Genomic DNA, 25,429 nt, shown 5'->3' with positions numbered 1-25,429 from the left:
AAAATTCTTATTCAAATCTAAATTAGAAGTAAATAATTTGTCATTGGTAGGAAAATAAGCGATTTAGTTGTTATCTTAACAAACAAACTAATCAAAACCGATGAAAAAACTACTAGTATCCCTAAGCTGTTTGCTATTGTTGTGTATGTTTTCTTGTGAAAATGATGACAATGTTATCCCACAACAAGTTGCCGAAGAAGAACAGCCCGTAACACCAATTAACTTTGAAGAAAATTTTGGTTCGTCCGTAACTGCACGTTTTATAGGACGTGTCGTCGATGAAGATAACAATCCACTTCAAGGTGTAACTATTCGTATTGGAACTACCGTAACAACCACCGATCTGTTTGGTACATTCTCTGCGTCAAGTTCAGAAGTATTTGAAAAATTTGCATATATCACCGCTGAAAAAATGGGGTATATCAAAGGTTCAAGAGCGATGGCTCCTTCTATCACTGATGTAAATCGTATCGAAATTATGTTACTGGAAGAAGAAATTATTGCAACAATTACTTCTGGAGAAACTTCCATGGTAAACCTAAGTAACGGAACAGAAGTATCTTTTACAGGAAACTATACCCGTGAAGATGGAACACCATACAATGGACAAGTAGATGTTGTACTAAAACATTTAAGTCCAGACGATGATAATATGGAGGCAATGATGCCAGGAATGTTATTTGCACAAGATGGTAATGGTGATGCCGTTACTTTAGAAACGTATGGTATGCTTGCCGTAGAACTTAAAAGTAGTGGAGGAGAAGCATTGCAATTAGCAGAAGGAAGTATGTCACAAATATCGATGCCAATACCAGCAGGTACTACAAATCCGCCAGCAACAATTCCGTTATGGCATTTTGATGAAGAACTAGGATATTGGGTAGAAGAAGGAGAAGCTACATTACAAGGAAACATGTATGTTGGAGAAGTAGGTCACTTTTCTTTTTGGAATTACGATTATCCGTATCCACCAATTTATTTATGCATTCAACTAGAAGATGAGTTAGGCAGACCATTAAGATACACACTTTTTAATGTATATTCTAGTTTGCTAAATACAGTAGGAACAGGATATACAAATGGAAATGGAGAAGATTGTAGCTATGTTCCTGCCAATGAAGAACTAACAATTACAGTGCCAAATCCATTGTGTCCAGGAGAGCCTTTTTCAACAACTGTAGGACCTTTTTCAACAGATACAACCATTACTGTTACAGTCACATCTGGTCAAAATACAACAACACTACAAGGAACATTTGTCAATTGTGATGGAGATAATGTAACCGATGGATATGTTCAATTATTCATCAATGGAAACTCAGAAATTATTCCTGTGACAGACGGGACTATCAACTATACAATTTCATATTGTGATACTATAGAATACTCTTTAAAAGGTGTTGATGTCATCAACAATCAAATCACTGAAATTATTACGGGAACTTTAGACGGAACTGAAACAATCGATTTAGGCGCATTAAGTTCATGTACAGGATTTGTAGATACAGATGGCGATGGCATTTTTGATACGTTTGAAGATGTCAATGGCGATAATGATCTTGAAAATGACGATACAGATGATGATGGAATTCCAAACTATCAAGATGCAGATGATGATGGCGATGGTGTAAACACAGCAGATGAAGATTATGATGGAGACAACGATCCTACCAATGATGATAGTGATGGCGATCAAATACCAGATTATTTAGATGCCGAAGATGTAGTAGTATTTTCAACAGATGCACTAGGAACGGGTTGCGATCCTGTAGAATTTGACTTAGATGCTATTATTACTGATAATGGAAATGATTTACATACCTACGCTTTCTATCTTACAGAAGCCGACGCAATAGCACAATCAAGTCCGCTAAGTTCTCCTTTTGGAGTATCTATAGCCGATTTAAATAACAATACGCAACAAATATATGTAGTAGCTACGAATAACAATTCTAGCCAAACTGCTATTGGAAACGTATTTTTATACTGGAGTTATGAAGATACTGATGGTGATGGACTCACTGATTGTGAAGAAATCACAGGAATCGATAATCCAAGTACTGCTTTAGTGCCAAATGGAACAAGTGATCCAAACGATCCGAACGATCCAAATACACAACCAGAAGCTACATTAAGTATCAATGATGTAACGGTAAATGAAGGAGACGGAACAGCTACAGTTCCCGTTACATTAGATGTACCAAGTGATATAGATACTGTAATTAATGTTTCTACCGGTAACGGAAGTGCTTCACAAAATTTAGACTATACGGCAACGGTACAATCATTAACCATTCCAGCAGGTCAATTATCAGTTGATTTTACAGTGCCAATCTTAGATGATGCTAACTATGAACAAACAGAAGAATTTACGGTATCTGTAGATATTGTTTCAGGAAACTTATTAAATCCACCTGGAGTAGCCATCTCAGCAGCAGTAATTATCGTAGACAATGAAATATCAAATACGTTCAGTATTGGTAATGTAACTGTCGATGAAAATGCTGGAACCGTCACCGTACCAGTAACATTAGATAATCCAGCAACAATTAATACGGAGGTTAGTATTTCTACAATAGATGAAACTGCCATACAAGCAATGGATTATACGGCAACGGTGCAAACATTAACCATTCCAGCGGGACAAATGTCCGCGAATGTTGTCGTTCCTATAATAGACGATACTACTTTTGAAACAGATGAAGTGTTCTTAGTATATGGTTCAGGTTTTACAGATAATGTTTCAAGCCATCAATCAGAAGGTGTTATTACAATTTTAGACAATGATACAGCGACTTATCCAGCTACAGGCGAGCTAGAAGTTTGTGCGGATGTTAATGGTGCTTTCATAGATTTAACAGCCATGGATACCTATTACGCTGGTGGCGATACTAATGTAATTATAAGTTATCATTTAACAGATGCAGATGCACAAGCCAATGTGGGAGCTTTAAGTTCTCCATACCAATTATTTGATACTGCAATCCTTTATGTGAGAATTGAAAACATAAATTCAGGTACTTTCCAAGTATCCACATTAAACTGTATTCTAAATCCAGCTCCAGCTGAAGTTATTGGTGTTACAATGACAGAATGTGATGGTGACGGAGACGGTTTTGCTACTTTTGATTTAAGTCAGTTAGAAGCACAAGTAGTACAAGGACAATCAGGATTAATTGTAACATATCATGAAACCGCACAAGATGCAAACAATAACGTGAATGCTATTCCTGATTCGTATACAAATATAGTCAACGATCAACAAACAATATTTGTACGTGTAGCAAGTCCAGTAACGGGTTGTTTTACAGTAGGAGATATTATTCTTTTTGTGGATTCAGGTTGTTAAAAAACACATTAAAAATATAAGTATAAAAAGCATCTCACGAACGAGATGCTTTTTTTATAGATAAAAATGTTTGTATAGTTAAAAAGGACATCCAAAGTAAACTTCCAAAACCTAGAGTAGTTCCCCAAGTACGTGTTCTGTATTCTGGATGCGAAATGCAACGCAAACAATCTTTAAATAGAATAATTGGATCACTGAACAATTCCCATGAATTCCAACGTTGAAATCTCCCCAAGTATATTCCAAATCCACATAAAAATACAATCAAAAATAAGATACGTTTCGCTACAGTTACATTCCACTTTTCAGTCAATACACAAAAAACCTGATGCATAGAAATAGCGCCCAGAAGTAAGCCTGTCCAAGCGAAAGAAAATAGCATGAAAAGATCTAGCCAAAGCATCGATGCTGCGGTATTTCGTAAATGAATTAAATCGGTGATCAAATATGGCGCATTAGGCAAAAACAACAACCAAAAGCCTAAAATGAATAACAATGGTAATCCTTGCTTTTTTATCCAATGGGTTTGTGAAAGCCATGAAGAAATCACATATGGAATTAAGGCTAAAAATAAATTCCAAATCATAAACAAATATTCAAAATTATGCGCTACATAAAACCTGAAAATTAGCAATGAGGCACAAAAAGCACAACTTAAAAACGTGATGCGATGCAGTTGAAAAAAACTTGAATTCATACTTTTAAATGGTGTTTTGAGTTATAAAATTGTCTTCCTAAAATGAAAGTGATAAAAAGTAGCAATACCCAAAAATAAGGTTCGCTCATACGGCGTGTTTCTGCTGCAACGTTTTTGGAATAATCTTTATTGATAATGGCTTCTTGTTTTTTGAGTAAACGTTCTTCCTGTTCCTTATTTTCAAGTGAAATAAACGTAGTGCTATGTGTGAGAATATTTTGAGTAAAACTCTCGCGTAAAGCAGCTAACCAATGATTTTTTGTATGTTTCGGATTCAAATCGTTTAGGTCGTGAAACAGTCGTAATTGCAGTGCATTCAAGTATGGATTTCCTGAAAAATCACGTTCAAAAGTTGCGGTTTCATTCAAGCTAATTAAAGAAGGTTTATTGTTATTTCGAATAAAATACGATTGTTCATTTCTAGAAAATTCTAACAATTCAATCGTTTCTGGTAATTCACGTTTCCAATGCGAACATTCAACCAAATTATAATAAGGAAACGCTTTTTCCATCTCCCAAGAAAAGTATTTTCCAGTATATCGATTCTCATAAGGCGCATACACAATCACATACGGAATCCGCTTCTGATCTCGATGTAAATATTGAATTTGCTTTAATGCTTTTTTATAGTTAAATCCGCTCGTTTTTGGTGGTGTCGGAGCTTCCCAATTCACATCAACATCTACATACAACACATTCACTTTTTCTTGAATCGTAGCAGGTAAACTCTTAAAATCTTGATGGAATTGTTGTCTAAATTCAGCACCTTTGGTTGTATTATCTACAACAAAATAATAATCTACTGGCGATGATACTTTGGGCAATTCGCTCTTTATTTCTGACGGAATATAAAATGAATTTTCACTCAGTTCGATCACATGTTGTGTTAAGGGTTCTACATCTATATCAATAGGTGTTTCATTGAGTGAAAAATGTACTGGCGTTCTGTGATATAACGTAAATCCGGAAGTACGCGTTTCATTTGCTGCAAACGGAAAAATCTTTAACGAAAGCACATCGTCATACAAATATTGTAAAATTCCAGGATCGCGACGTCTGGTGGTAATTTGCTCGTAAATCCAATTGGCAGCTTTCTTTTCAGCCAAAATTCCATACGTTCTTCGGTCTTCAATATCTAAATAATAATCAGTGATAAAAACATCTTTTGGCAATCTGAATTCACTGCGAAACTCACGCATATTTCGATCCTCTAAATTTGTAATAGATAAATGGATCTCTGTTTTATAAAAATCATCTTCAGGAACATAAGTTGTTTCATACGTATACGTTACATTTGAATTTGCTTTTTGTGGTGGAATATAACGGTTCCATGAAGCAATATTTTTTCCGAAAAATAAAGTCCGTATTTCATCTGTTTTTTGTCGAGAAATCTTCAAATTATCAAACACATACCAATCGTAAAAAGCAGAAAGTATAGGCAGTTGATCGTGTGAGAAACCAAAAGAACGTCTATATGTTTTGGTCTTCATTTGTTTTAAAATATATGTTAGTTTCTCAACATCATGATCTTTATAACTTCTATTAGAAGCGTCAAATTGATCGGTTTCGGCAATCACTTCGTTGAGGTAACTTCTATGATCCATACAAAAACCTACAAAACTCAACGGCAAAAATGATATGCAAATACTACTCCAGATAATTACTTTTTTTCTTCCATATTTTTGTACAATCGCAGGGAATTCTTGTCTCATAATTTTATACTGAAGAATGATCAAAACTGTGGGTGTTAACATCAATAAACCTGCGCCAACAATAAGTAAAGCAACAAATGCTAAAGGTACGTATGGTAAAAAAACAATGAAAAAGTAGAGTACAATTGGAACTCCGATAGAAGCCATTAAAAAACCAATCAGTTTTAATAAAACATTCTTGCTTAACAACAAGCCTAAACCAAGCGCATTGATGGTAATGGAAGCGTGAATCAAGGGGAAATTGAAATCGCCAAAAAAGTTAAATTCCAAACTTAAGAGCAATCCGACAAACGGGAAAATAAAAGCAAAAAGGATGAGTAATAAAGGACTGTGTTGTTGAAAGTTTTTTTTAACCAAACACCCAAGAATAAAACGGAAAAAGAAGAACAAAAAAGATGCTATTGCAATGCAAATGACAATTTTAGCGATAAAAAAATCAAGTCTAAAATAACCAATATAACCACGGTTAAATATAGGAATAATAACAATGATGAGAATGTATAAAAACAAAGGAATGACAACTGATAACGCAAAATTTTGAATGTTTTCTGCTTTAGTTCCAGAAGGTTTAAAATACTTGAAAATGATATCAATAATAGCATGAAACATCGCAGGAATTGTTAAATACAACGGAATAATTTCATAATTGAGATACGCAGAATTTAAACGTGGTATTCTATGGAATATGGACGATTCATACAAGGCAAAAAGAAATACCGCATAACAAACAAGAATGGCGACGGGAACAATCCACGGTTTGATGATTTGATGTGTTTCAAGTATAATGAATACTGAAAACAGAACGATTAATGTTCCCCAATAGATGGCAATTGTGGTATAATCGAATACATTTCCGTTCGGAGAATTGAACGCAGAATATAGAAACCAACCTAAGAGTAATTGGAACAGAATTAACGTAATAAAATATACGTAAGACTTATGTAGTTTGAATGGTAACATGTTTTGATGAGATAAAATGATTTAGAAAAAGTAAGGTGAAAATGTATAGTATGCTGCCAAGTACAAAGTGTGCAGTTTTCGGATCAATTATGGTGTGTGTCCATTCCCAATCAGCCAACTTTATAGCACTGATAATACGTGCGGTATTGGCAATAATCATGATAAAATAACTGCAGATTCCTAAGAAAATCATACGAACGAGTGTATCTGTAATTCTTTGAAACTTGCATAATTTGAAACATAAAAAAGCAAAGCAAATGATGAAAAAGTTTCCTCCTGCACACGATTTTTCAATAATAATTCCTGATGGAGCACTAAAACCGAGTTCGGGAATCCATTCAAAATTACTATAGGTAAATAACTCAATCACAGGAATCATAGGATACAAAAACCATTTCAGCATTGCTAAAGAAACAATACTATACAAAGCTTTCAACACTATGATAAGTCCTAAAACGACACTTGTTTTGATTATTATTTTTTTCATGACAAGCGTTTAAGGAAGATGATAGCTCACAATAACACCTACATAACAAAAGCCAATAGGAACATTGAGAATCATTAAAATTAAAGACCTAAGTATCTTTTTTCGTTTCACTTTACTATGCATTAGTGTAATAAAAAGTGTGAAAAACAGAATGCTATTGATCAGTATGGCAAACAACGTATAATAAATGCCAAGATTCAAAATTGCAATGGAACCTTCATTATAGAAATAAGCAATCAATAAAAAAGTACCGCCCAAAAAACTGAGAATCGCCGTGATTTTTGCAGCTTTTAATAAATTATATACGAATGGAATATTCATGTGTTTAAAACGGAATTTGAAGTTGAAATTAATTTTAAGGATGAAAACGAAACCTGAGCTTTTTAGCACTCGGATTCCAAAAAGTCAGGAATCGTTTTCTCACCAAACTAACTAACTAGATTTTTGTGTGTTATGAGATTGTGAACTATTTTTTAGGTTCTAACCAGTAACTATGCAGCAACAGGCTTTGAAGCGTCAAAATCCCAATCAATTTTACGTGATACGAACATGACAATTCCAAGGATGATAAATAAGCCAATACTTCCCACAAGCAATGCATAGTTTTCCATTTGAATAATCACAAAAATAAAGCTATACAAAGCCGTCAAAGTTGTACCAATCAGTACTGGAAATTTCCAATTCTTTAAAATGGATTTAGAATAGAGTGTAATCATCACAATAACGGCAATTCCTGCAATGAGATACGCTTTAAAGAAGCTACTGTGCTCAGAAATAGAAATAAGCAAAGTGTAAAACATCACAAGTGCAATTCCGATCATTAAATACTGAAACGGATGAATAGAAATTTTACTCAAAGTCTGAATGAGGAAAAAGACTAAAAAGGTCAATCCAATAACTAAAAAGCCATATTTGGCAGCGCGTTCACTTTGTTGGTATTCGTCAAGCGGAATGATAAAGTCAGTTCCAAATGCATACTGATCTAAATTTGGCAATACTTTAAAATATTGTTGCGAAAAAGAACGATTGGTGTGTAAAAGTTTCCAATTGGCTTCAAATCCACCATTTTCGGTAGTACGTTTGCTTTGGGTAATAAAACTTCCCGTATGTTTCGGGTGCTTCCAATCGGAAGTCATATGCACATTTGTAATCTTTCCAATCGGAATAAAACGAATACTTTTGCTACCGTTATACGTCAGTTTAAAATCAAAAGAACGTGTTGCAGTTGCAGGCAAATCTTCTGATTTCAAAAAAGAACTTTCAAGCGTATCTATATGTGAATGATCGGCAGGCAACGGTTCAAAATTATAAGTATTTCCATTCATGCTCAACTTTACTTCACTCTTCAATCCTTTTAAATTGGTGGTTTTAATAATAAGTGAAGCTTTTTCCCATACAATGTCCTCATCTGCAATAGATTTCATAGAAAAATCAGGAGTTTCAAAGCTTCCCGTAGTTACAATATCTGTCGTAAAAACAGTTGTTTCAAAGTTGTTTCGCTTCTTAGCAGTTGTTTTTACATCTGAATTAATATCGAGTGTTTTTGGAAAAAAGTAAGCGTATTTAATAGTAGCTGACTTCTTAGTCACTCTTTGCTGAGTTTCTTCTTCGTAGACTACGGTTTCATGATAGATTTTATAAGGAACTTTTAAAATAGGTCCGTATAAAAGAATTTCATTTCCCCATTTATCATTCAATTCACTTACCACGCTTTGTTGTCGTGTTTCGCGTTCTGTAATCAAATCTTGAATCAGCGAAAGCGGAATCATAAGTAATAAGGTCAATACGCCTGTCATAACAAGCTTTGCTGTGATGGATGTTTTGATCCAATTCAATAGCTTTTTGTTGTTTTTTTCTGTTTGATGTGTTTCCATTTTATTAGTATTTAAAAGTACTTTGAATTTCAAAGTAAATAGATAAAAAAATAATTGCTAGTAGTTAGGAGTGAAGCCTAACGTATTGTATTTATGTATGTAATGTAGTTTTTCATGAGTGTTTGTAGTTTCATTATTCGCTCTTTCGGATTAACTGTTCCAAAGCGTCAATATGTTTTTTAAATTCCAATTTTCCTAAAGGCGTTGCGCTATAACGTGTATTCGGTTTTCGCCCAATAAATTGTTTTTCGACTTTTATATATTCCACTTTTTCAAGGGCTTTAGTATGACTAGCCAAATTTCCATCAGTCACTGAAAGTAGCTCTTTCAGCATCTTAAAATCGGCGTATTCATTCACCATCAAAATGGACATAATACCAAGTCGAATTCGATGATCAAATGCTTTATTTATGTTATTTATTATGCTCACAATTACTTAGCTGTTCGTTCTAAGAGAATATACATCAATCCTCCGTAAATAATATGGAAAATACCAAAACCAATGGCCCAAAAATACAAACCATATCCGACAAATTGCGTTGCAATAAGTCCTAAAATGATGTTGGCATACCCTAAATACTTTATATGTCCGAGTGTATATTTACTAGCATTCACACAAGCGAGTCCGTAAAAAATAAGTGTTGCGGGCGCTACGAGTCCAATTGCTGTTTTTTGTAATAAAATCAATGTGAAAATTCCTCCAGTGACTAGTGGAATCAAAAAGTTTACCAATAGTTTCAAAGCGGTTTTATCAAAGATTTTTTCACCATTTTTTCGCGCTTTTCGTTGTGTCAAAATAATTCCTGTAACCACAGCTAAAAACACTACAATTGCTGCAATTGTAATCAGTCTGATGGTAATATCTTCGGTTGCGACATAGCTTCCGTTTTCGTATAAATTATCTCTCTTTCCATAGGCTCTAATCAACTCTCCTCGAGCAAACCAAGCGCCTATTAAGGCATAAATTCCTGCCATAATTCCCGAAAGTCCACTTAATGAAATAAATCGTGAGGATTTATTCATAAGGTTTCTAATTTCTCTGATGTCTTCTAGATAGTCTGGTGATGTCATTTTAAAAGTACTTTGAAATACAAAGTAAAATAAAAAATGTGAATTGTACAAGCAAAGTCATTTTTAATTAAATTATATCAGAAGCATTTAGACTATTTACATGATTGTTATAATGTAAAATATCATTGGCATAGACAGGTCTGTAATAGATATAATTAAAAAAGGCATAAATGAAAACGTAATGCTTAACGATTAATGTAATTTTAAAAAAACAATCATTTTATTTCTTTTTTCTGAAATCTAAAAACGATTTTTCTTTAAAAATAATTCTACTGTTATATAATTTACTCAGAATGAATGTTATTTAAAATCATTTCCATAACTTTAAAAACTTAACCTATAAATTAATTAGTTGACAAAAGTTTTAAAATATCTCAGAGATATTGGGCGACTAGAACGTTTTGAAATCAAAAACAGCGGACTCACATTTCTACTGGCAGGACCAAGTACCTACATATATGTGTTGATCATGCTGTATTATAATCCCGATCTTATCATTCCATACAGAGGCGAAATTGTATTCTCTGCGTGGTTTGTTTTGGTAGGAATTATTCCGTATTTCAAAAATGCATTCCTCGATGAAATTTACGGTTGGATTACATTTGTAAGTCTGATGATATTTCAATATTATCTCACATATACTACGGCTTTAAACGATTTTTCGCTAGACTATTTACTGGTTACGTATGTATTTATTTTTGGAGCTGTTTTATTGTTGAGCAATCGTTTATTGGTCATCATTTTTAGTGCTTCACAATTAATTCATTTATCATATCGAGTCTATCATTCTAACTTAGACAGCATGTCGGAAAGTGCAATTTTGGTATCAATGAGTACCATTTTTATCTTTTCTTTTTTGGTGATGAACGGACTGATTCGCTACAGAAAAAAATTAGAAGCTGTCAACGTAGAATTGGAAGAACGCATTCAGCAACGTACGGTAGATTTAGAAAACAGAGCCAAAGAATTACTTCGTAAAAACAAAGATTTAGAAGAGTTTGCCTATGTCGTTTCACACGATTTAAAGCGACCGTTACGAAATATTTATACACTTACCGATTGGCTTACGGACGATACGGAATATCAATTTAATGACGAAACCAATCAAAGTTTACGACTCATCAAAGAGCAAGTAACTCAAATGGATTTACTGGTAGAAGGAATTCTGAATTATTCGTTACAAATGGATAAAGAACGATCTGTAAATATTGTAGATGCGCAGATATTAGTGGACAGAATTATAAAAGTGAATGCTAGCGAAACTGTAAAAATTCATGTAGAAGAAGCACTGCCAAAAGTAACTTTTAACGAATCACAATTACTACAAGTTTTTCAAAATTTGATTCAAAATGCCATCAAGCACAATGACAAAGAATTGGTGGAAATTCATATCAAATATCAACCAATAGAAAATGGACATCAATTTGCAATACAAGATAATGGACCTGGAATTGATAAAAAATATCACAAAAAAATCTTTGAATTATTCCAAAAACTCGAAGTCAAATCAGAAATAGAATCCATTGGAATAGGACTAGCGTTGGTAAAGAAAATCATTGAACGCAATGGTGGAACTATTGCTATTGAAAGCGAAGTAGGAAAAGGAACAACCTTTGTTTTTACCGTTCTAACGGAAGTAAAACAATGATTTTGTTAAAAAGAGGGCATAATTTTAAGATGACAAAAAACGTATTTAAAAACCTTGGAGCGTTAGAACCTTTTGAGATTAGGAATAGCTATATAACGCTATGTCTTGGTGCGCCAAGTACGTTTGTTTATCTGGAAATAATGAAATATTATAATCCAGAAGTCATCGTGCCTTTTTACGGAAATATTATTTTTTCAATTCTCTTTTTAATTGTTGGACTCTCGGTATATTCTAAGTCAAAATTAATTCTAAAAAACTACGGATGGTTGGTGTTTTTTACAACCATGGCTTTTCAGCATTACTTAACGTATACAGCATATTTAAATAATTTTTCACTTGATCTTTTGTTGGTAACGTACGTGTTTATTTTTGGATCTGTATTGTTGCTCAGTAATCGGATTTTAGTCTTAATTTACAGTACTACGGAAACCTTGCATTTAGCATATCAGGTATATTTTTCGGATTTAGACACAGTTTCAAAAACTGCCATATTGCTCTCTACAACAGCTATTTTTATCTGTTCTTTTTGGATGATGAATATATTTATTCGATACCGGAAAAAGATGGAAGCTCTCAACGAAAGCCTTGAAGACACTGTAAAACAACGTACGCTTGACTTGGAACTTCGCGCGAAAGAACTATTAGACAAAAACAAAGATTTAGAAGAGTTTGCGTATGTAGTTTCTCATGATTTAAAAAGACCGTTGCGAAATATATACACTTTAACCGATTGGCTTTCTGAAGATGAAGATGAACAGTTAAATACCGAAGCCAAGAAAAGTTTACAGCAAATCAAAAATCAAGTAACACAAATGGATTTGTTGGTAGAAGGTATATTGAACTATTCGTTGCAAGCGGAGCCAAATCAAGATGCAAAAGAAATCAATGTACATACATTGGTAAAACGTATTATCAATAGTATTTCAGAAGATCATATTTCCATTTCACTGGAACGAAAATTGCCAAGACTCATTTTCAATGAATTGCAAATGCAACAGGTTTTTCTAAATTTACTACGAAATGCCATCAAGCATAATGACAAAGAAACCATAGAAATTGCTATTGATTACGAGGCAAACAAATTGCGTCATAAATTTTATATCAAAGACAATGGACCAGGAATTGACCCAAAATACCATGAAAAAATCTTTGAACTCTTTCAAAAGTTACAAGTCGATACTGACGGAGAAGCCATTGGAATTGGACTGGCTTTGGTGAAAAAAATCATTGAACGCAATGATGGAAAAATCTACTTAAAAAGTGCTATAGGCGAAGGTGCTACTTTTATATTTACCATTCCAAGAAAATAATTAACGCGTAGGAATGATACGAAAAGCAAGTATGCCTTTAGTATTTCTAAATATTTCTAATTGATCTCTTTTTGTGCCTTTAAATGGAATTTTTAAAATAAAACCGCCTTTATCTTTTTCGATTTTTACTTTGGTTGAATATTGATCTTTAGAAAACGCATAAAAATATGACTTTGTCGTGTCAATCTGTTGAAAACGCAAAGTAATAGAATCGTTTATTTTTGCTCTGATAGTTCCTTTCATCTTAGGAGCTAGCATAGCATTTGCTCTCAAAAACTCTTCATAAATAATAGGCTGATTGTAAAACTCTTTTTTACTTTTCGGCTCTTTTAACAACTGCCATTTAGGATTTTTAGGAAAATGACTTAGGATCAATTTTTCAGGAGCGATACAAAAATAAGAATCGGTAAAATCAAACGCATTCGGGTTTTCTTCTTCATTTCCTGTAGACCAAGTGGCATCAATCAAATTCCATTTCTCATTAAAAAAAACGGCATTCCAAGCATGATCGGTATCATGTGGAATTTTCCCAATATCACGTAAATCTGTCATGGCATTTCCTTCAATCACTTTGGCTTTAATGTTCATATATTCACAGGTGAAAAATAATAATTGCGAATAGCCTTCGCATACTGCTGTTTTGTATTGTAACACATAGGCAGCATACCTTTTATTGTATTTATATTCGAAGTCTTCCTGACTCACCGCATCTCGAATCACAATTTTAGGATAAGGATCTCTACCAGTACGCAAACCTTTGTGATTATAGGTTATGGTATTGGAAATCCAATAATAGGCAGCACGGACTTTATCCGCATCAGTAGTAAAATCTTTTTCAATGCGTTTGGCAAACTCTTCAACAGATTGAAATGTTGAAGGATATGTTGCGACTACCTTATCAACAGATGTATAATCTTGCGCAGATGCAAAATAATTACACACAAAAAATAAAAATATAATACAATACGTTTTCAATGCGATGGGAGTTTAAAAAGTTATAAAATAGGTATCATAGTTATAGTACTTGTTACAGAATTATTACAATGATTATACCAATATGCCATTAATTTTTTTACTTTTGAGTATTCCCACTAATGACAATCACTAACCAAACATGATAACAAAATTTCGTTTCAAACAATGGAGCACTTTCATAACGTGCTTTTGCATCTATTGTTTTACAACTTCGGTACTTTCTCAAAATCAGATGGATACAGCTGTAAATGTTTTTCAAGACTCATTGAAAAAGATGCCTTTTGAAGCTGTTGTAGATAAATATTATGACAATATAAGGTCAGATTCAACAAAAGCTGCTACGGTGATTAATTATTTGCAAAGCAACTACACAACAGCAAAAGATAAAAATGTTGTAGCCGAAGCATACATTACCATAGCGAGTTGGCAGAATAAAATCGGAAACTTAAAATCATCGGTACAAAGTTTAGATCATGGAATTGAATATGCAATGCAACAAAAGAATAATGTATTGTTATATGAAGCTTACAAGAAAAAAGGTGGATATCTATTTTATAAAGGGAAAAATGTACCTGCATTAGAAAGTTTTTTGAAAGCTTACGAATTAGCCAAAGAAGAGAATTCACAGAAATGGCAGATAGAAATGAAAAATAATATTGCACTTATTCAGCTTCAAGTGAAAGATGATATAGGTGCTTTAGATTTATTTCATGAAAACTTGCGCCAAATAGAAGCTTCAAATGATGAAAGTTTAAAAAGCAAAATAATGACAATCTATCTTAATATGTCTAAAGCGTATATTGATTTAGATAGACATAAGGAAGCTAGAAACTATGTAGAAAAAGGATATGCAATGAGTCTAGCACAAAAAAATCTAGTATTCCAAGCATATTTCAATACATTTTTAGGTGAAATTGAATCCGAGAATGGAAATCACGAAAAAGCAGAGAAACTTTTTGGAAAGGTTAAAGAATTGATTGCCAAAGCTGGTGGGAACAGAGCATTAGATATATTTTTAAAATTGTATATCGGGAGGAATTATGCTGCTCAAAACAAACATGAACTCGCTGTAAAAGAATTTCTTGAAGGAGAACAACTATTAATAGCAGATGATGTTGATTATTTAAGTATTCAAGGTATCTACATAGGTTTGGCAGATTCATATTCTGCTATTGGCGAAATTGAAAAAAGTTCTAAATACTATAAAAAATCTCATGAAATTGATGAGAGAAATGATAAAATACGTGCCATTTTAAATTCACGCATTACGCAAGAAGCATTAGGGAATTTAAAAGAACAAATTGACGATTTAGAAAAAGAATCACAACGCACTAAATATTTTTATATAATTGGAATAGGAATTCTAGTCATTATAATTTTAGGTTTGATTGTATATTACAAAAAACAACAACGAAAAAATAAAGTGCTGTTTGATAATTTGATGGCTGAATTGAAAGAAAAGCGTGAACAAGAAAAGCATCCGGAAAATACTAAAACAGCTACGGCCACAACTAAAAAAGCTCCCGCAACCACAACAGAAACGCTGGAAATTGATGATAAAACAGCAGAAATTCTCAAAAATTTAGACGAGTTTGAAGCCAAAGAATTATTCTTAAGTCAAGAAAGTACTTTGGTCGAAGTTGCTAAAAAGATTCAGACAAACACTACATACTTATCTAAAGTAATTAATACACACAAACAAAAATCATTTACAGCTTATATTACGGATTTGCGAGTAGATTATGCCATCGAAAGACTGTCCGTAGATCGTAGATTTAGATCATTTACCATTGGAGCTATTGCACAAGAAATTGGGTTCAAGCGTTCCGAATCTTTCTCCAAAGCTTTTAAGGTGAAAACAGGGTTGTATCCTTCGTATTTCATTAAAGAGCTTGAAAAACAATAGGTTATAAAATTGAATCAGTCGTTATTTATAAATCACGACTAGCTCTTTTAAAGTCAAACTTTGTTTTCTAGTTATATTTGATGTTACATAAACGAAACAAAAAATATTATGAAGAAAAAAACAAACCTAAGTCTAGAAATTAAAAAAGTAAGCATTTCAAAACTTAATAGTGTTAAAGGAGGCGATCCAGTAATGTCAGTTGACTTACCATGTATATACACTGAATATTGTTCCATAGCTGGAGTTAATTGCAAAACCTTCTTAACGGCGTCAGACAGTATTGAAAGATGCTAGTGCTTTTCATTTTGTAAAAATAATTCAAATCCAACGATTAAAAACATGGAGTTTGTCGTGATTTATAAATGACGACAAAAAAGCATTCTACCGAACTTCATTTTGTATTTATATTTGAGGGAACATAAAATCAAAATAACATATGAAAAAGAAAAAAGTAGGATTAGTTCTTAAGAAAGTATGTGTTTCTAAACTTAGAGATATACAAGGAGGAAATCCAAGAACATCATTTGATTTGCCTTGTGTTGTCACGATGATTTGCTCAAAACTGGATGAAGACTTGTGTCAAACTTTTTTAACAGCAACGGATAGTATCGAAAAATGCTAATCAAAAAAAAACAATAATTTTTAAAAAAAGTATTATGAAAAAAAAGAGAACAGTAGGATTAGAAATTAAAAAAGTAAGCATCTCTAAATTGAATGATATAAAAGGAGGCGATCCAGTAACATCATTCGATTTGCCTTGTGCATACTCAACTATTTGTACCCAAACAGATGATGATGAATGCAAAACTTTTTTAACAGCTACCGACAGTATTGAAAGATGTTAATCATGTCAATAATATTTGAAGTATAACTTCATATTAACGATTCCTCTAAAAATTTAAAACTCTTAAGAAAATTTCCTTAGGAGTTTTTTTTATAAACTTTTCTATACAAATTATTTACGGTGTTAGTAGTATAAAAAAATACTCTTATCAACATTCTATTCTGTAGTCATAAATTAAATTAGCATTGCAGATACTATCGTTGTTACAAGGAAAACCATTATTTTTGGCATTCTACCTACCATATATAATTTAAAAAACCAAACAAAGTACTGCATGTTGCTTCTGCAAAAACGTATTTCCCTTTTACTGTTTGCCTTCTTTATATGCTGTAGTCATAAAGCTGTATCTAGTACAGTTTTTCAAGATACAGTTACTCAATTTAATGCGGAAGAATTTAAAACTTCTTTACAAAAAATGGAGCCCAAAACATTTGCTCGATTATTTACGCAACAGTATCGACAAGATTCGTTGAGAGTAAACATGAGCTTGTCATTTATTGAAAATGATATGTTGCAATCTGAAGATTTATTGACTCAATTTTGGGGAAATTATTCTTTAGCGCATTGGTATAAGTATAAACTAGATTTTCAACAATCCATAATTTATGTTAATAGACTATATGAAATAGCTGAAAAATTAAATAATAATAATTTTAAACTTACAGCACTTTTGTATGCAGGTAATTTTTACTACGAATATGGAAGGTATAAGGAATCTATGGAAAGTTATCTTAAGGCTATAAAACTTGCTAAGGAATTAAAAGACTTAAGGAGACAATTAGGAATATCTCACAATATTGCATTGTTAAAAATTGAAGTTGATGACAACAAAGGAGCTGTTGAATTATTAGAAGGAACTCTGGAAATTGTAGAGAAAGGGCAGCAAAAGAAGTTCAAAGGACTAGAAGTGGGTATTTATATAGCGTTGACTAAATCATATATGCGCTTAGAAAATTATACAAAGGCTGAATACTTTGGAAATAAAGGAATAGACCTTAGTGATGAATATGGAGATGAAGATGCAAAAACATATTTTTATAATTTTTTAGGAGAAATATATCTTGCTCAACACAAATATCAAAAGGCTATTCAATTTTTAGATTTAGCATCAAACTATGCAAATACGATAAAAACTTCAAGTCCTCAACTACCTTTTATAAATTTAAACAGAGCAAAAATATTTTATTACCAAAAAGAATATCATAAATCGATTGCTATTTTAGAAAAAATAGAGGTTAACCAGCAACAGGAAAATACTAATTTCTTTAGTTTAGAAGATATGTATAAGTACTTGGGCAAATCTTATAAGGCTATAGGTAATACAGAAAAGAGTCTCTTTTATTTTGAAAAAGTAAATGAAGTATATACTGAGAATGACAAACAGCAAAGTGCTATTGGGATAGAAATCATCAAAAAATACGACCTAGCAGAACTCAAAGCAGAATTAGATAATGAACAGGTAAAATCCAAAAATAAAAGTACCTTATTATATGCATCACTTTCTTTAATACTTATATTAATTACTAGTTTTATCTTTATATACAAGCATAAGGAAACACAAAATAAAAAGAACTTTGAAAAGTTAATTTCTGGTACGGAATCTAAAAAAGAAATACTTGTTTCCAATGTCCCTAAAAATAATACAAGTGATATTTCTGATAAAATAGCTTCAGAAATACTAGAAAAACTAAAGGCTTTTGAAATCAAAGAAATGTATCTCAAAAAAGATTCAAGTTTAAATCATGTAGCTTCTAAATTAAAAACAAACCCTAAATACCTTTCTAAGACGATCAATACATTCAAAAATAAAACCTTTAGTAATTATATTAGAGACTTGCGAATAGAATATGTAATACATCGTTTAAAAAATGATAAAAAATTTAGAGCCTATACAATACAAGCAATAGCAAAAGAAATAGGTTATAAAAGTACCGAACCTTTTTCTAAAGCATTTAAAGCTAAAACGGGATTGTATCCTTCGTATTTTATAAAACAACTCAACAATACATAGAAAATATAATTTTTATAATGTTATTGAAAACATTACATTGATTGTTTGAAAACCATTATTTTTGGCATTCTACCTACCATATATAATTTAAAAAACCAAATTAAAGCCCTACATGTTGTTACTACAAAAACGCATTCCCCTTTTACTATTTGTCTTCTTTTTATGCTGCAGTCAGAAAGTTGTATCTAGTACAGTTTTTCAAGATACAGTTCCTCAATTTAATGCGGAAGAATTTAAAGCTTCTTTTCAGAAAATGTCCCCTAAAGATTTTGCTTTTTTCTTTAGACGAGAATGCCAGCAAGATTCTTTAAAAGTTAGTATATGTTTGAAACATATAGAAAATATTATGTTGCAGTCAGAAGATTTGTTGACACAGTTTTGGGGGAACTATGCAATAGCACATTGGTATAATGATAAATTAGATTTTGAACGATCAATAATTTATGCAGATAAATTATATGAGATCGCTGAAGAATTAAATAGCAGTGATTTGAAATTAACAACTTTTATTAATAAAGGTAATTTCTATTATGACTATGGAAAATATAGAGAGTCTATGGAGAGCTATCTTGAGGCTATACAATTTGCCAAGGAAGTAAAGGATTTAGGGAGACAATTGGTAATATCTCACAATATTGCACTGTTAAAAATTGATGTAGGGGATTACAAAGGAGCTGTTGAATTATTAGAAGGAACACTAAAAATTATAGAAGAACAAGAACCTAAAAGATTCAAAAGACTAGAGGTAAGTATCTATATAGCGCTTGCAAAATCATACATGCGTTTAGAAAATTATACAAAGGCTGAATATTATGGAAATATAGGTATTGAACTTAGTGATAAGTACATGGATGAAGATGCCAAAGCGTATTTGTATAATTATTTAGGAGAAATATATTTAGCACAAAAGAAATATCAGAAAACACTTCAATTGTTAAATAAGGCATCGAACTATGCTAATACAATCCAAACCTCAAGTTCTCAATTAACTTTTATAAATTTAAACATAGCAAAAACCCTTTATTATCAAAAAAAATACAATAAATCGATTGCTATTTTAGAAAAGATAGCTGTTAATCAACAACAGAAAAAAACAAATTTTTTCAGCTTAGAAGACATGTATAAGTATCTAGGAAAATCATACAAGGAAATAGGTGATACTGAAAAGAGTTTGCTGTATTTTGAAAAAGCTAATGAGGTGTATGCTTTAAATGATAAAAAACAAAATCAAATAGGGATAGAAATTATTAAAGAATACGATTTACAATCTTTAAAAACCGAATTAAATCAAGCTGAGCAACAAACATTAAAAACAAAAATCACCTTATATATTAGTATCTTTTTAGCATTATTAATTATTGTTGGTTTAATTTATGTATACAAAAGACGTGAAAAAGATAACCAGCAAAAATTTTCGGCAATCTTGCAAAGTCTGGAAGAAGAGAAAGAAAAAATGATACTTGCACAGCAAGAAATTGCTGAAAAAGCACAATCAACAGAAATCCTTACTAAGAAAGAAACTATAAAGGAAGCAGTCTTAAAAGAAGTTGAAATTATTGATGAAACCAAAGCACGATTGTTAAAGAAATTAGAAAATTTTGAAACCAAAGAATTGTACTTAAGTAAAAACAGTAGTTTGAATGAAGTGGCAAAAAAACTCAAGACCAATACTTCCTATTTGTCAAAATTGGTGAATGCACATAAAGGGAAATCTTTTTCAGCATACATTACAGATTTACGAATCAATTATGCGATTAGACGTTTAAAAGAAGATAAGAAATTTAGATCTTATACCATTGATTCTATTGCAAGAGAGATTGGTTTTAATCGCTCAGAGTCGTTTTCTAAGGCATTCAAAAATAAAACAGGCTTGTATCCGTCGTATTACATAAAAAACCTTGATAACCAAGGTATTGAGTAGATTTTGTAATGCTCGAAATTTATGAATTTCTAGATGTATTTTAATAGAAATACCTTTTCTGGATATATATTTGAGGCTAACTTATGAAACCTTAATGATTATGAAGAAAAAACAATTTACCTCAAAACTCCAATTTCAAAAAACGACTATTGTATCCTTTAAAGCTATGAGAAGTATTAATGGAGGACAGTTAGTTAATGTAGATACAATCCCTATTTCTGTAAATGGTTTGACTTGTGAAACATTATTAGCATGTAACACAAAAGACAATCAACATACTTGTGTTACATGTGATAATACAGGATGTCCTAGGCCAACTAGAACAACTGAGTCTGATCAATGCGGAACAGGAGATGTGACTAGAACTGGATGTTTTGAGACAAGACATGTTTGTTAAAAATTAAAATTTGAAGAAAACTACCATATTAAAAAAGGGCTTGCATTTGTAAGCTCTTTTTTATTTGAAAACAATTCAAAAAACATAGCTGCTAAATTGTAACAAAAATAGATACATTGGCACACATAAAGAGAATCAATACTTATACTATGAATATTAGAATCCTGCTAGTGTTACTTGTTGTTTTTGTATCTGCCTGTACTGAAAAAGGTAAGACAACAAAAAATGAAAATGAAGCGAAAGAAACAAGTGTCGCTAGTGAAGAAGAATTTACAATCAATAAAAAAACAAGTAAACATATCAATATTCCAGGAACGCGTCTTTTTATCATTCCTCCAAAAGGTTTTAAAGTATCCAAGTCAATGTCTGGCTTAGAAAAAGATGATATGGGCATTCAAGTTTTTGATCTTATAGGAGGAGATTTCTACTCAAATGGAAAAACATATAGCAAAGAAGCTTTAAAAAATAGCGGTGTAAAAGTATATGAATATAAAGAAATGAAAGCCAATAATTATCCCGCTAAATATTCAATAATAGAAGGTGATAATAATTTGAAAGTAATTAATTTAATTTTTGGAGATACTACATTTTGCACCATGGTCATGGCAGTATTTCCTGCTTCTGATAAGCATACTGGTGCTGAACTTAAAAAATCATTACAAACAATTTACTACGATAAAGATTTTACAATAAATCCATTAGAAACGGCACAGTTTACACTCGATGACAGCAGTTCTAAATTTAAGTTTGCAAAAGCAGCCGCAAGTATCATGATGTATACTATTGATGGTGTTGATAAAGAATCTTATGGAAATGAACCGATGGTAATGGTAAACACTTTACCAATTGATGGAAGCATGACGCTCAGAAGCACAGCAGAAAGGATTATAAGTGGTTTGGAAAAGAAAAGCTTGGTAGTATCAGAAATTAAAAATAAATCAACGAAAGTAGTCGATGACGTCAGAACCTACGAAATAGACGTACATGGAACTTTTAAAGGTGAAAAAATGATCATGTATGTAATGGTTGCTGCTGATTATGAAAGAATAATTACGATACAAGGAATTGTTAAGTCTGACTTTGAAGAGAATTTAAAAGAAATCAAAAAGTTAACGAGTACGCTAAAGTTAAAATAAAAAAATATCCTAACTTTATCTTCCGTTATGAATCCGGCAGAAACCTACATATTAGAACAACCAGAACCGTACAAATCAATCTTACTAGAAATACAAGTATTGATGGAACATGTGGTACCAGAAGTAGAGTTAAAGTATAAATACAGAATTCCGTTTTACTACTACAAAGGAAAACCATTTTGTTATCTCAACGCAAGCCATAAAAAGAAGTTTGTAGATGTAGGCATTGTAAAAGGTGGCGAAATACATATTCATAAAGAATATCTCGTCACAGAAAAAAGAAAAGTCATGGCTTCATTACGATACACAACAGTAAATGATATCAATGACAATATTTTCTTTGAAGTCATAAAAAAAGCCGCTAGTTTTTACTAACGGCCATATATCTAAAAGTTTGTCTAAAATTCCAACAAGTCTAATAATCTAAGAAGTCTAACAAAGTCTAAAGAGACTTAATCGTCTTACGAATCTTAACCAAATTGCTCAATAAATTCTCCAAATGATCTAAATGTAACATATTTGCACCATCACTTTTGGCATTTGCTGGATCAAAATGTGTTTCAATAAACAATCCATCTACGTTATTTACGACACCAGCACGTGCAATAGTTTCAATCATTTCAGGTCTTCCACCAGTTACACCGCTCGATTGATTAGGTTGTTGTAATGAATGCGTAACATCCAATACAGTTGGCGCAAACTGTTTCATGGTTGGAATTCCGCGAAAATCTACAATCATATCTTGGTAGCCAAACATGGTTCCTCTATCGGTAATCCAAGCATTTTCATTTCCAGCATCATGTACTTTTTTTACGGCATGTTGCATGCTTTCAGGACTCATAAATTGTCCTTTTTTCAAATTCACCACTTTTCCAGTTTTTGCAGCAGCAACGACTAAATCGGTTTGACGCACTAAAAAGGCTGGAATTTGTAATACATCTACATAAGCCGCAGCTTTTGCAGCATCAGATGCTTCATGAATGTCAGTAATTGTTGGTACGTCAAAGGTCTCAGAAACCTTTTTAAGAATCTCTAAAGCCTTTTCGTCGCCAATACCGGTAAAACTATCAATACGACTACGATTGGCTTTCTTAAAGCTTCCTTTGAATACATACGGAATTTCTAATTTATCTGTGATTGCAACAACTTTTTCAGCAATGCGCAATGCCATATCTTCGCTTTCAATAGCGCATGGACCTGCTAATAAAAAGAAATTGTCGGATGTAGTATGTTTTATTTTTGGAATAGAACTCAGTTGCATAAATTGTAAATTTGCTGCAAAGATACACTAAATTTCAGTAGTAAGTAAGCTTGTATTTACAGCAGTCATTTGTGCAATTTTCTTATTGGTATGTTTGGTGTAATACCAAGCCAGAACAACAAACAATACAATAGCAGCAATGAAAACATATATCAATGAATAAGCATTTGTTTTTACACCTAAATTATCAAAAAATGGCGCAAAAGAAAATTTACAAATCACGACAAGAATGAATGCAAAGGAAATAGAAACTGCTAAAATTTTATAAGATATTTTGTGATATACAGCAGCAATTTGCTTGCGCGAAAAGCCTAAGAAGTATAACTGACAAATGGTTTGTTTGTTCTTTAAAATAAGAAGATTGATATTGGTAATTACCAAGGTAATAGATAATATTGTGATCAAAATTCCAATCCCTAAAACAATGCTTAAAACCAATTGTAAAAAGTAGCTTATACGCGAACTTAAAAGCTCACTTTGAAAGTATTGATACTTGTTTTTTTCTAAAAAATCTAACAATTTTGGGTCAGAAGGATTGGTAACTTCCATAATAACGCGTGAAATATTCACTTCTTTATCTGGACTCAGTAAGTTATTGGTATAATCTAAGAATGACTTTGGCACCAATATCGTATTGATTTTTTCGGAAGTCGCTAGAATATAAGCGTTGTATATTCTTCTTTCGGAAGTTCCAATAAGATTGAGTTCAATAGGAATTTCTCGAATTATATTAGTGTCAATCTGTGGCAAACCTGCGCCAGGCGCAAATCCGTAATTGTATAAATCAATATAATTTTTTGGAATGATAATCGGAACCTTTCTTGAACTCGGTGTCCATTTCCAGTTCTCATTCTGAACATCAATAAAACGATCAGAAACCGATTCTAAAAACATATCCGTACTAATTCCGCCCATTCCCATTAAAGCAACACTTCCTTTCACTCTGTAAGTTCCATTGGTAAAACCACCAACTTTTTTTACAAATTCTTGTTGTTTCAGAATTTCAATTTCCTCTTTGGTAAACGCATTGTCACGGCCTATTTCTTTTGAAATAATAACGGTTTGATTACTTAATAAATCACTAGAAGAATTAAAAAGTGATTGCGTATCAATGAAAAGCTGAAAAACAACAAGTAAAATTCCCAGCCCTAAACTAGAAGTCAACGCAAAAAATAACAATTGCGAAAAGTGAATTTGTTTATGTAGCAAGTTCCCAATCACAATAGCAATGTTTTTGTATAGTCAATATTATACGAATTCCCTAAACTGGCAATGACCAAAGTAGCATTTCGTTGTGCAACTTCTTCCAAAATAAGCGAAGTGGCATTATCAATCTGAACATCGTCAATATGACTAAAAGGTTCATCTAACAATAATAATTCAAAAGGTTGACACAAAGCACGTACAATGGCAACGCGTTGTTGTTGTCCATACGATAAAGTATCTGCTTTTTTATGCGCCAATTGATCCACATCTAAGCGTTTCATATACGCTAAAATCTCCGCTTCCGTCTTATGTTGTGTCAATTGATTTTTAAGCTGAATATTCTCAAGTGCGGTCAATTCAGGAAACAAGCGCAATCCTTGAAACACAATGCTTATTTTTTCGCGTCTAAGTTGTGTCCATTCAGGTTCTGTAAGCGATGCAATATCTTTTGCATCAAATTGAATGGTGCCTGTGAATTTATTATTTAAACCGTATAAAAAATTAAAGAACGAACTTTTACCACTTCCAGAAGCAGCTTTCACTAAATACCTTGAACCAGATTCTAAAGAAAAAACTTTACTCCAGACTTCTGATGAAGCTGGAGTAAAGTATGTTGGAATTATTGATTCTATTTGTATCGTCACGCTCTAAGAAATCTTGGAAA

The 25,429-nt window shown here is 32.2% G+C and carries 23 protein-coding genes; 12 read left to right on the top strand and 11 right to left on the bottom strand.

Going from position 1 to position 25,429, the window contains the following annotated elements; all coding sequences use genetic code 11:
• The first annotated feature begins 100 nt into the window (after positions 1–100).
• Positions 101–3,349, top strand: a complete 3,249-nt coding sequence (locus Q0845_RS13470; RefSeq protein ID WP_298514041.1) for a Calx-beta domain-containing protein — start codon at positions 101–103, stop codon at positions 3,347–3,349.
• A 34-nt stretch (positions 3,350–3,383) separates the two neighbouring features.
• Here Q0845_RS13470 and Q0845_RS13465 read toward each other — a convergent pair whose 3' ends face one another.
• From Q0845_RS13465 to Q0845_RS13435, 7 genes are all read right to left on the bottom strand, one after another.
• A complete protein-coding gene (locus Q0845_RS13465; protein WP_298514038.1) occupies positions 3,384–3,935 on the bottom strand; it encodes a DUF1361 domain-containing protein in 552 nt (183 codons plus the stop codon).
• 107 nt (positions 3,936–4,042) lie between these two features.
• Positions 4,043–6,718 carry an MSEP-CTERM sorting domain-containing protein gene (locus tag Q0845_RS13460; RefSeq protein WP_298514036.1) on the bottom strand — a complete coding sequence of 892 codons (2,676 nt, stop codon included), beginning with the start codon at positions 6,716–6,718 and terminating at the stop codon, positions 4,043–4,045.
• Positions 6,696–7,205 (bottom strand): exosortase K, encoded by a 510-nt coding sequence (gene xrtK, locus Q0845_RS13455; protein WP_298514034.1) that lies wholly within the window; start codon positions 7,203–7,205, stop codon positions 6,696–6,698. Before xrtK ends, Q0845_RS13460 begins: the two co-directional genes overlap by 23 nt.
• A 9-nt stretch (positions 7,206–7,214) precedes the next feature.
• On the bottom strand, positions 7,215–7,526 hold the full coding sequence (locus Q0845_RS13450) for a hypothetical protein (RefSeq protein WP_298514031.1): 312 nt from the start codon (positions 7,524–7,526) through the stop codon (positions 7,215–7,217).
• Positions 7,527–7,696: 170 nt separating this feature from the next.
• Positions 7,697–9,079 carry a cell envelope integrity protein CreD gene (gene creD, locus Q0845_RS13445; RefSeq protein WP_298514029.1) on the bottom strand — a complete coding sequence of 461 codons (1,383 nt, stop codon included), beginning with the start codon at positions 9,077–9,079 and terminating at the stop codon, positions 7,697–7,699.
• A gap of 133 nt (positions 9,080–9,212) precedes the next feature.
• Positions 9,213–9,509, bottom strand: coding sequence for a transcriptional regulator (locus tag Q0845_RS13440; RefSeq protein ID WP_298514027.1), 297 nt, complete (start codon positions 9,507–9,509; stop codon positions 9,213–9,215).
• Positions 9,510–9,511: 2 nt separating this feature from the next.
• Positions 9,512–10,150: a hypothetical protein gene (locus Q0845_RS13435; protein ID WP_298514024.1), complete on the bottom strand. Its 639-nt coding sequence runs from the start codon at positions 10,148–10,150 to the stop codon at positions 9,512–9,514.
• A 352-nt stretch (positions 10,151–10,502) separates the two neighbouring features.
• Here Q0845_RS13435 and Q0845_RS13430 point away from each other — a divergent pair, with 352 nt between their 5' ends.
• Together Q0845_RS13430 and Q0845_RS13425 are read left to right on the top strand one after the other, a co-directional pair.
• Complete coding sequence (locus Q0845_RS13430) at positions 10,503–11,798, top strand: ATP-binding protein (RefSeq protein ID WP_298514022.1); 1,296 nt, start codon at positions 10,503–10,505, stop codon at positions 11,796–11,798.
• Between the two features lie 29 nt (positions 11,799–11,827).
• Positions 11,828–13,108: an ATP-binding protein gene (locus tag Q0845_RS13425; protein ID WP_298514019.1), complete on the top strand. Its 1,281-nt coding sequence runs from the start codon at positions 11,828–11,830 to the stop codon at positions 13,106–13,108.
• Here Q0845_RS13425 and Q0845_RS13420 read toward each other — a convergent pair whose 3' ends face one another.
• Positions 13,109–14,083 carry a transglutaminase domain-containing protein gene (locus Q0845_RS13420; RefSeq protein ID WP_298514017.1) on the bottom strand — a complete coding sequence of 325 codons (975 nt, stop codon included), beginning with the start codon at positions 14,081–14,083 and terminating at the stop codon, positions 13,109–13,111.
• A gap of 232 nt (positions 14,084–14,315) precedes the next feature.
• Here Q0845_RS13420 and Q0845_RS13415 point away from each other — a divergent pair, with 232 nt between their 5' ends.
• The 9 genes from Q0845_RS13415 to Q0845_RS13375 all read left to right on the top strand — a co-directional run bounded on the left by Q0845_RS13415 (position 14,316) and on the right by Q0845_RS13375 (position 22,673).
• Entirely contained in the window at positions 14,316–15,989 is a 1,674-nt protein-coding gene (locus tag Q0845_RS13415) for an AraC family transcriptional regulator (protein ID WP_298514015.1), read from the top strand.
• A gap of 108 nt (positions 15,990–16,097) precedes the next feature.
• The gene (locus Q0845_RS13410; protein WP_298514013.1) at positions 16,098–16,283 is read left to right on the top strand and encodes a hypothetical protein; all 186 of its coding nucleotides are present in this window, start codon (positions 16,098–16,100) and stop codon (positions 16,281–16,283) included.
• A gap of 142 nt (positions 16,284–16,425) precedes the next feature.
• Positions 16,426–16,611 (top strand): hypothetical protein, encoded by a 186-nt coding sequence (locus Q0845_RS13405; RefSeq protein WP_298514011.1) that lies wholly within the window; start codon positions 16,426–16,428, stop codon positions 16,609–16,611.
• 34 nt (positions 16,612–16,645) lie between these two features.
• Positions 16,646–16,834 carry a hypothetical protein gene (locus Q0845_RS13400; protein ID WP_298514010.1) on the top strand — a complete coding sequence of 63 codons (189 nt, stop codon included), beginning with the start codon at positions 16,646–16,648 and terminating at the stop codon, positions 16,832–16,834.
• A gap of 273 nt (positions 16,835–17,107) precedes the next feature.
• On the top strand, positions 17,108–18,844 hold the full coding sequence (locus tag Q0845_RS13395) for an AraC family transcriptional regulator (RefSeq protein ID WP_298514007.1): 1,737 nt from the start codon (positions 17,108–17,110) through the stop codon (positions 18,842–18,844).
• Between the two features lie 112 nt (positions 18,845–18,956).
• Positions 18,957–20,765, top strand: a complete 1,809-nt coding sequence (locus Q0845_RS13390) for a helix-turn-helix domain-containing protein (protein WP_298514004.1) — start codon at positions 18,957–18,959, stop codon at positions 20,763–20,765.
• A gap of 100 nt (positions 20,766–20,865) precedes the next feature.
• Positions 20,866–21,162: a hypothetical protein gene (locus Q0845_RS13385; protein WP_298514002.1), complete on the top strand. Its 297-nt coding sequence runs from the start codon at positions 20,866–20,868 to the stop codon at positions 21,160–21,162.
• A gap of 149 nt (positions 21,163–21,311) precedes the next feature.
• On the top strand, positions 21,312–22,298 hold the full coding sequence (locus Q0845_RS13380; RefSeq protein WP_298513999.1) for a hypothetical protein: 987 nt from the start codon (positions 21,312–21,314) through the stop codon (positions 22,296–22,298).
• Positions 22,299–22,325: 27 nt separating this feature from the next.
• Positions 22,326–22,673, top strand: a complete 348-nt coding sequence (locus Q0845_RS13375) for a DUF1801 domain-containing protein (protein ID WP_298513997.1) — start codon at positions 22,326–22,328, stop codon at positions 22,671–22,673.
• A gap of 67 nt (positions 22,674–22,740) precedes the next feature.
• On the opposite strand, the gene kdsA is transcribed toward Q0845_RS13375, so the two are convergent.
• The 3 genes from kdsA to Q0845_RS13360 are packed head-to-tail and all read right to left on the bottom strand — an operon-like array spanning position 22,741 to position 25,409.
• Positions 22,741–23,559, bottom strand: a complete 819-nt coding sequence (kdsA, locus tag Q0845_RS13370; RefSeq protein WP_298513995.1) for a 3-deoxy-8-phosphooctulonate synthase — start codon at positions 23,557–23,559, stop codon at positions 22,741–22,743.
• A 27-nt stretch (positions 23,560–23,586) separates the two neighbouring features.
• Complete coding sequence (locus Q0845_RS13365) at positions 23,587–24,780, bottom strand: hypothetical protein (RefSeq protein ID WP_298513992.1); 1,194 nt, start codon at positions 24,778–24,780, stop codon at positions 23,587–23,589.
• Positions 24,777–25,409, bottom strand: coding sequence for an ATP-binding cassette domain-containing protein (locus Q0845_RS13360; protein WP_298513989.1), 633 nt, complete (start codon positions 25,407–25,409; stop codon positions 24,777–24,779). The genes Q0845_RS13365 and Q0845_RS13360 overlap by 4 nt, the downstream gene beginning before the upstream one ends.
• Between the last annotated feature and the right edge of the window lie 20 nt (positions 25,410–25,429).

The sequence above is a fragment of the uncultured Kordia sp. genome (assembly GCF_947489565.1).
Lineage (GTDB): Bacteria > Bacteroidota > Bacteroidia > Flavobacteriales > Flavobacteriaceae > Kordia.
The sequence above is the reverse complement of the archived record's forward strand: the minus strand, read 5'-3'. Positions and strand labels throughout refer to the sequence as shown.

Bases quoted from the DNA above. Each gene is read 5' to 3' on its own strand.
- Q0845_RS13465 (WP_298514038.1), bottom strand. From the start codon at position 3,935: ATGATTTGGAATTTATTTTTAGCCTTAATTCCATATGTGATTTCTTCA.
- Q0845_RS13405 (WP_298514011.1), top strand. From the start codon at position 16,426: ATGAAAAAGAAAAAAGTAGGATTAGTTCTTAAGAAAGTATGTGTTTCT.
- Q0845_RS13395 (WP_298514007.1), top strand. From the start codon at position 17,108: ATGTTGCTTCTGCAAAAACGTATTTCCCTTTTACTGTTTGCCTTCTTT.
- Q0845_RS13400 (WP_298514010.1), top strand. From the start codon at position 16,646: ATGAAAAAAAAGAGAACAGTAGGATTAGAAATTAAAAAAGTAAGCATC.
- kdsA (WP_298513995.1), bottom strand. From the start codon at position 23,559: ATGCAACTGAGTTCTATTCCAAAAATAAAACATACTACATCCGACAAT.
- Q0845_RS13460 (WP_298514036.1), bottom strand. From the start codon at position 6,718: ATGTTACCATTCAAACTACATAAGTCTTACGTATATTTTATTACGTTA.
- Q0845_RS13435 (WP_298514024.1), bottom strand. From the start codon at position 10,150: ATGACATCACCAGACTATCTAGAAGACATCAGAGAAATTAGAAACCTT.
- Q0845_RS13375 (WP_298513997.1), top strand. From the start codon at position 22,326: ATGAATCCGGCAGAAACCTACATATTAGAACAACCAGAACCGTACAAA.
- Q0845_RS13385 (WP_298514002.1), top strand. From the start codon at position 20,866: ATGAAGAAAAAACAATTTACCTCAAAACTCCAATTTCAAAAAACGACT.
- xrtK (WP_298514034.1), bottom strand. From the start codon at position 7,205: ATGAAAAAAATAATAATCAAAACAAGTGTCGTTTTAGGACTTATCATA.
- Q0845_RS13390 (WP_298514004.1), top strand. From the start codon at position 18,957: ATGTTGTTACTACAAAAACGCATTCCCCTTTTACTATTTGTCTTCTTT.
- Q0845_RS13410 (WP_298514013.1), top strand. From the start codon at position 16,098: ATGAAGAAAAAAACAAACCTAAGTCTAGAAATTAAAAAAGTAAGCATT.
- Q0845_RS13380 (WP_298513999.1), top strand. From the start codon at position 21,312: ATGAATATTAGAATCCTGCTAGTGTTACTTGTTGTTTTTGTATCTGCC.
- Q0845_RS13415 (WP_298514015.1), top strand. From the start codon at position 14,316: ATGGATACAGCTGTAAATGTTTTTCAAGACTCATTGAAAAAGATGCCT.
- creD (WP_298514029.1), bottom strand. From the start codon at position 9,079: ATGGAAACACATCAAACAGAAAAAAACAACAAAAAGCTATTGAATTGG.
- Q0845_RS13450 (WP_298514031.1), bottom strand. From the start codon at position 7,526: ATGAATATTCCATTCGTATATAATTTATTAAAAGCTGCAAAAATCACG.
- Q0845_RS13470 (WP_298514041.1), top strand. From the start codon at position 101: ATGAAAAAACTACTAGTATCCCTAAGCTGTTTGCTATTGTTGTGTATG.
- Q0845_RS13425 (WP_298514019.1), top strand. From the start codon at position 11,828: ATGACAAAAAACGTATTTAAAAACCTTGGAGCGTTAGAACCTTTTGAG.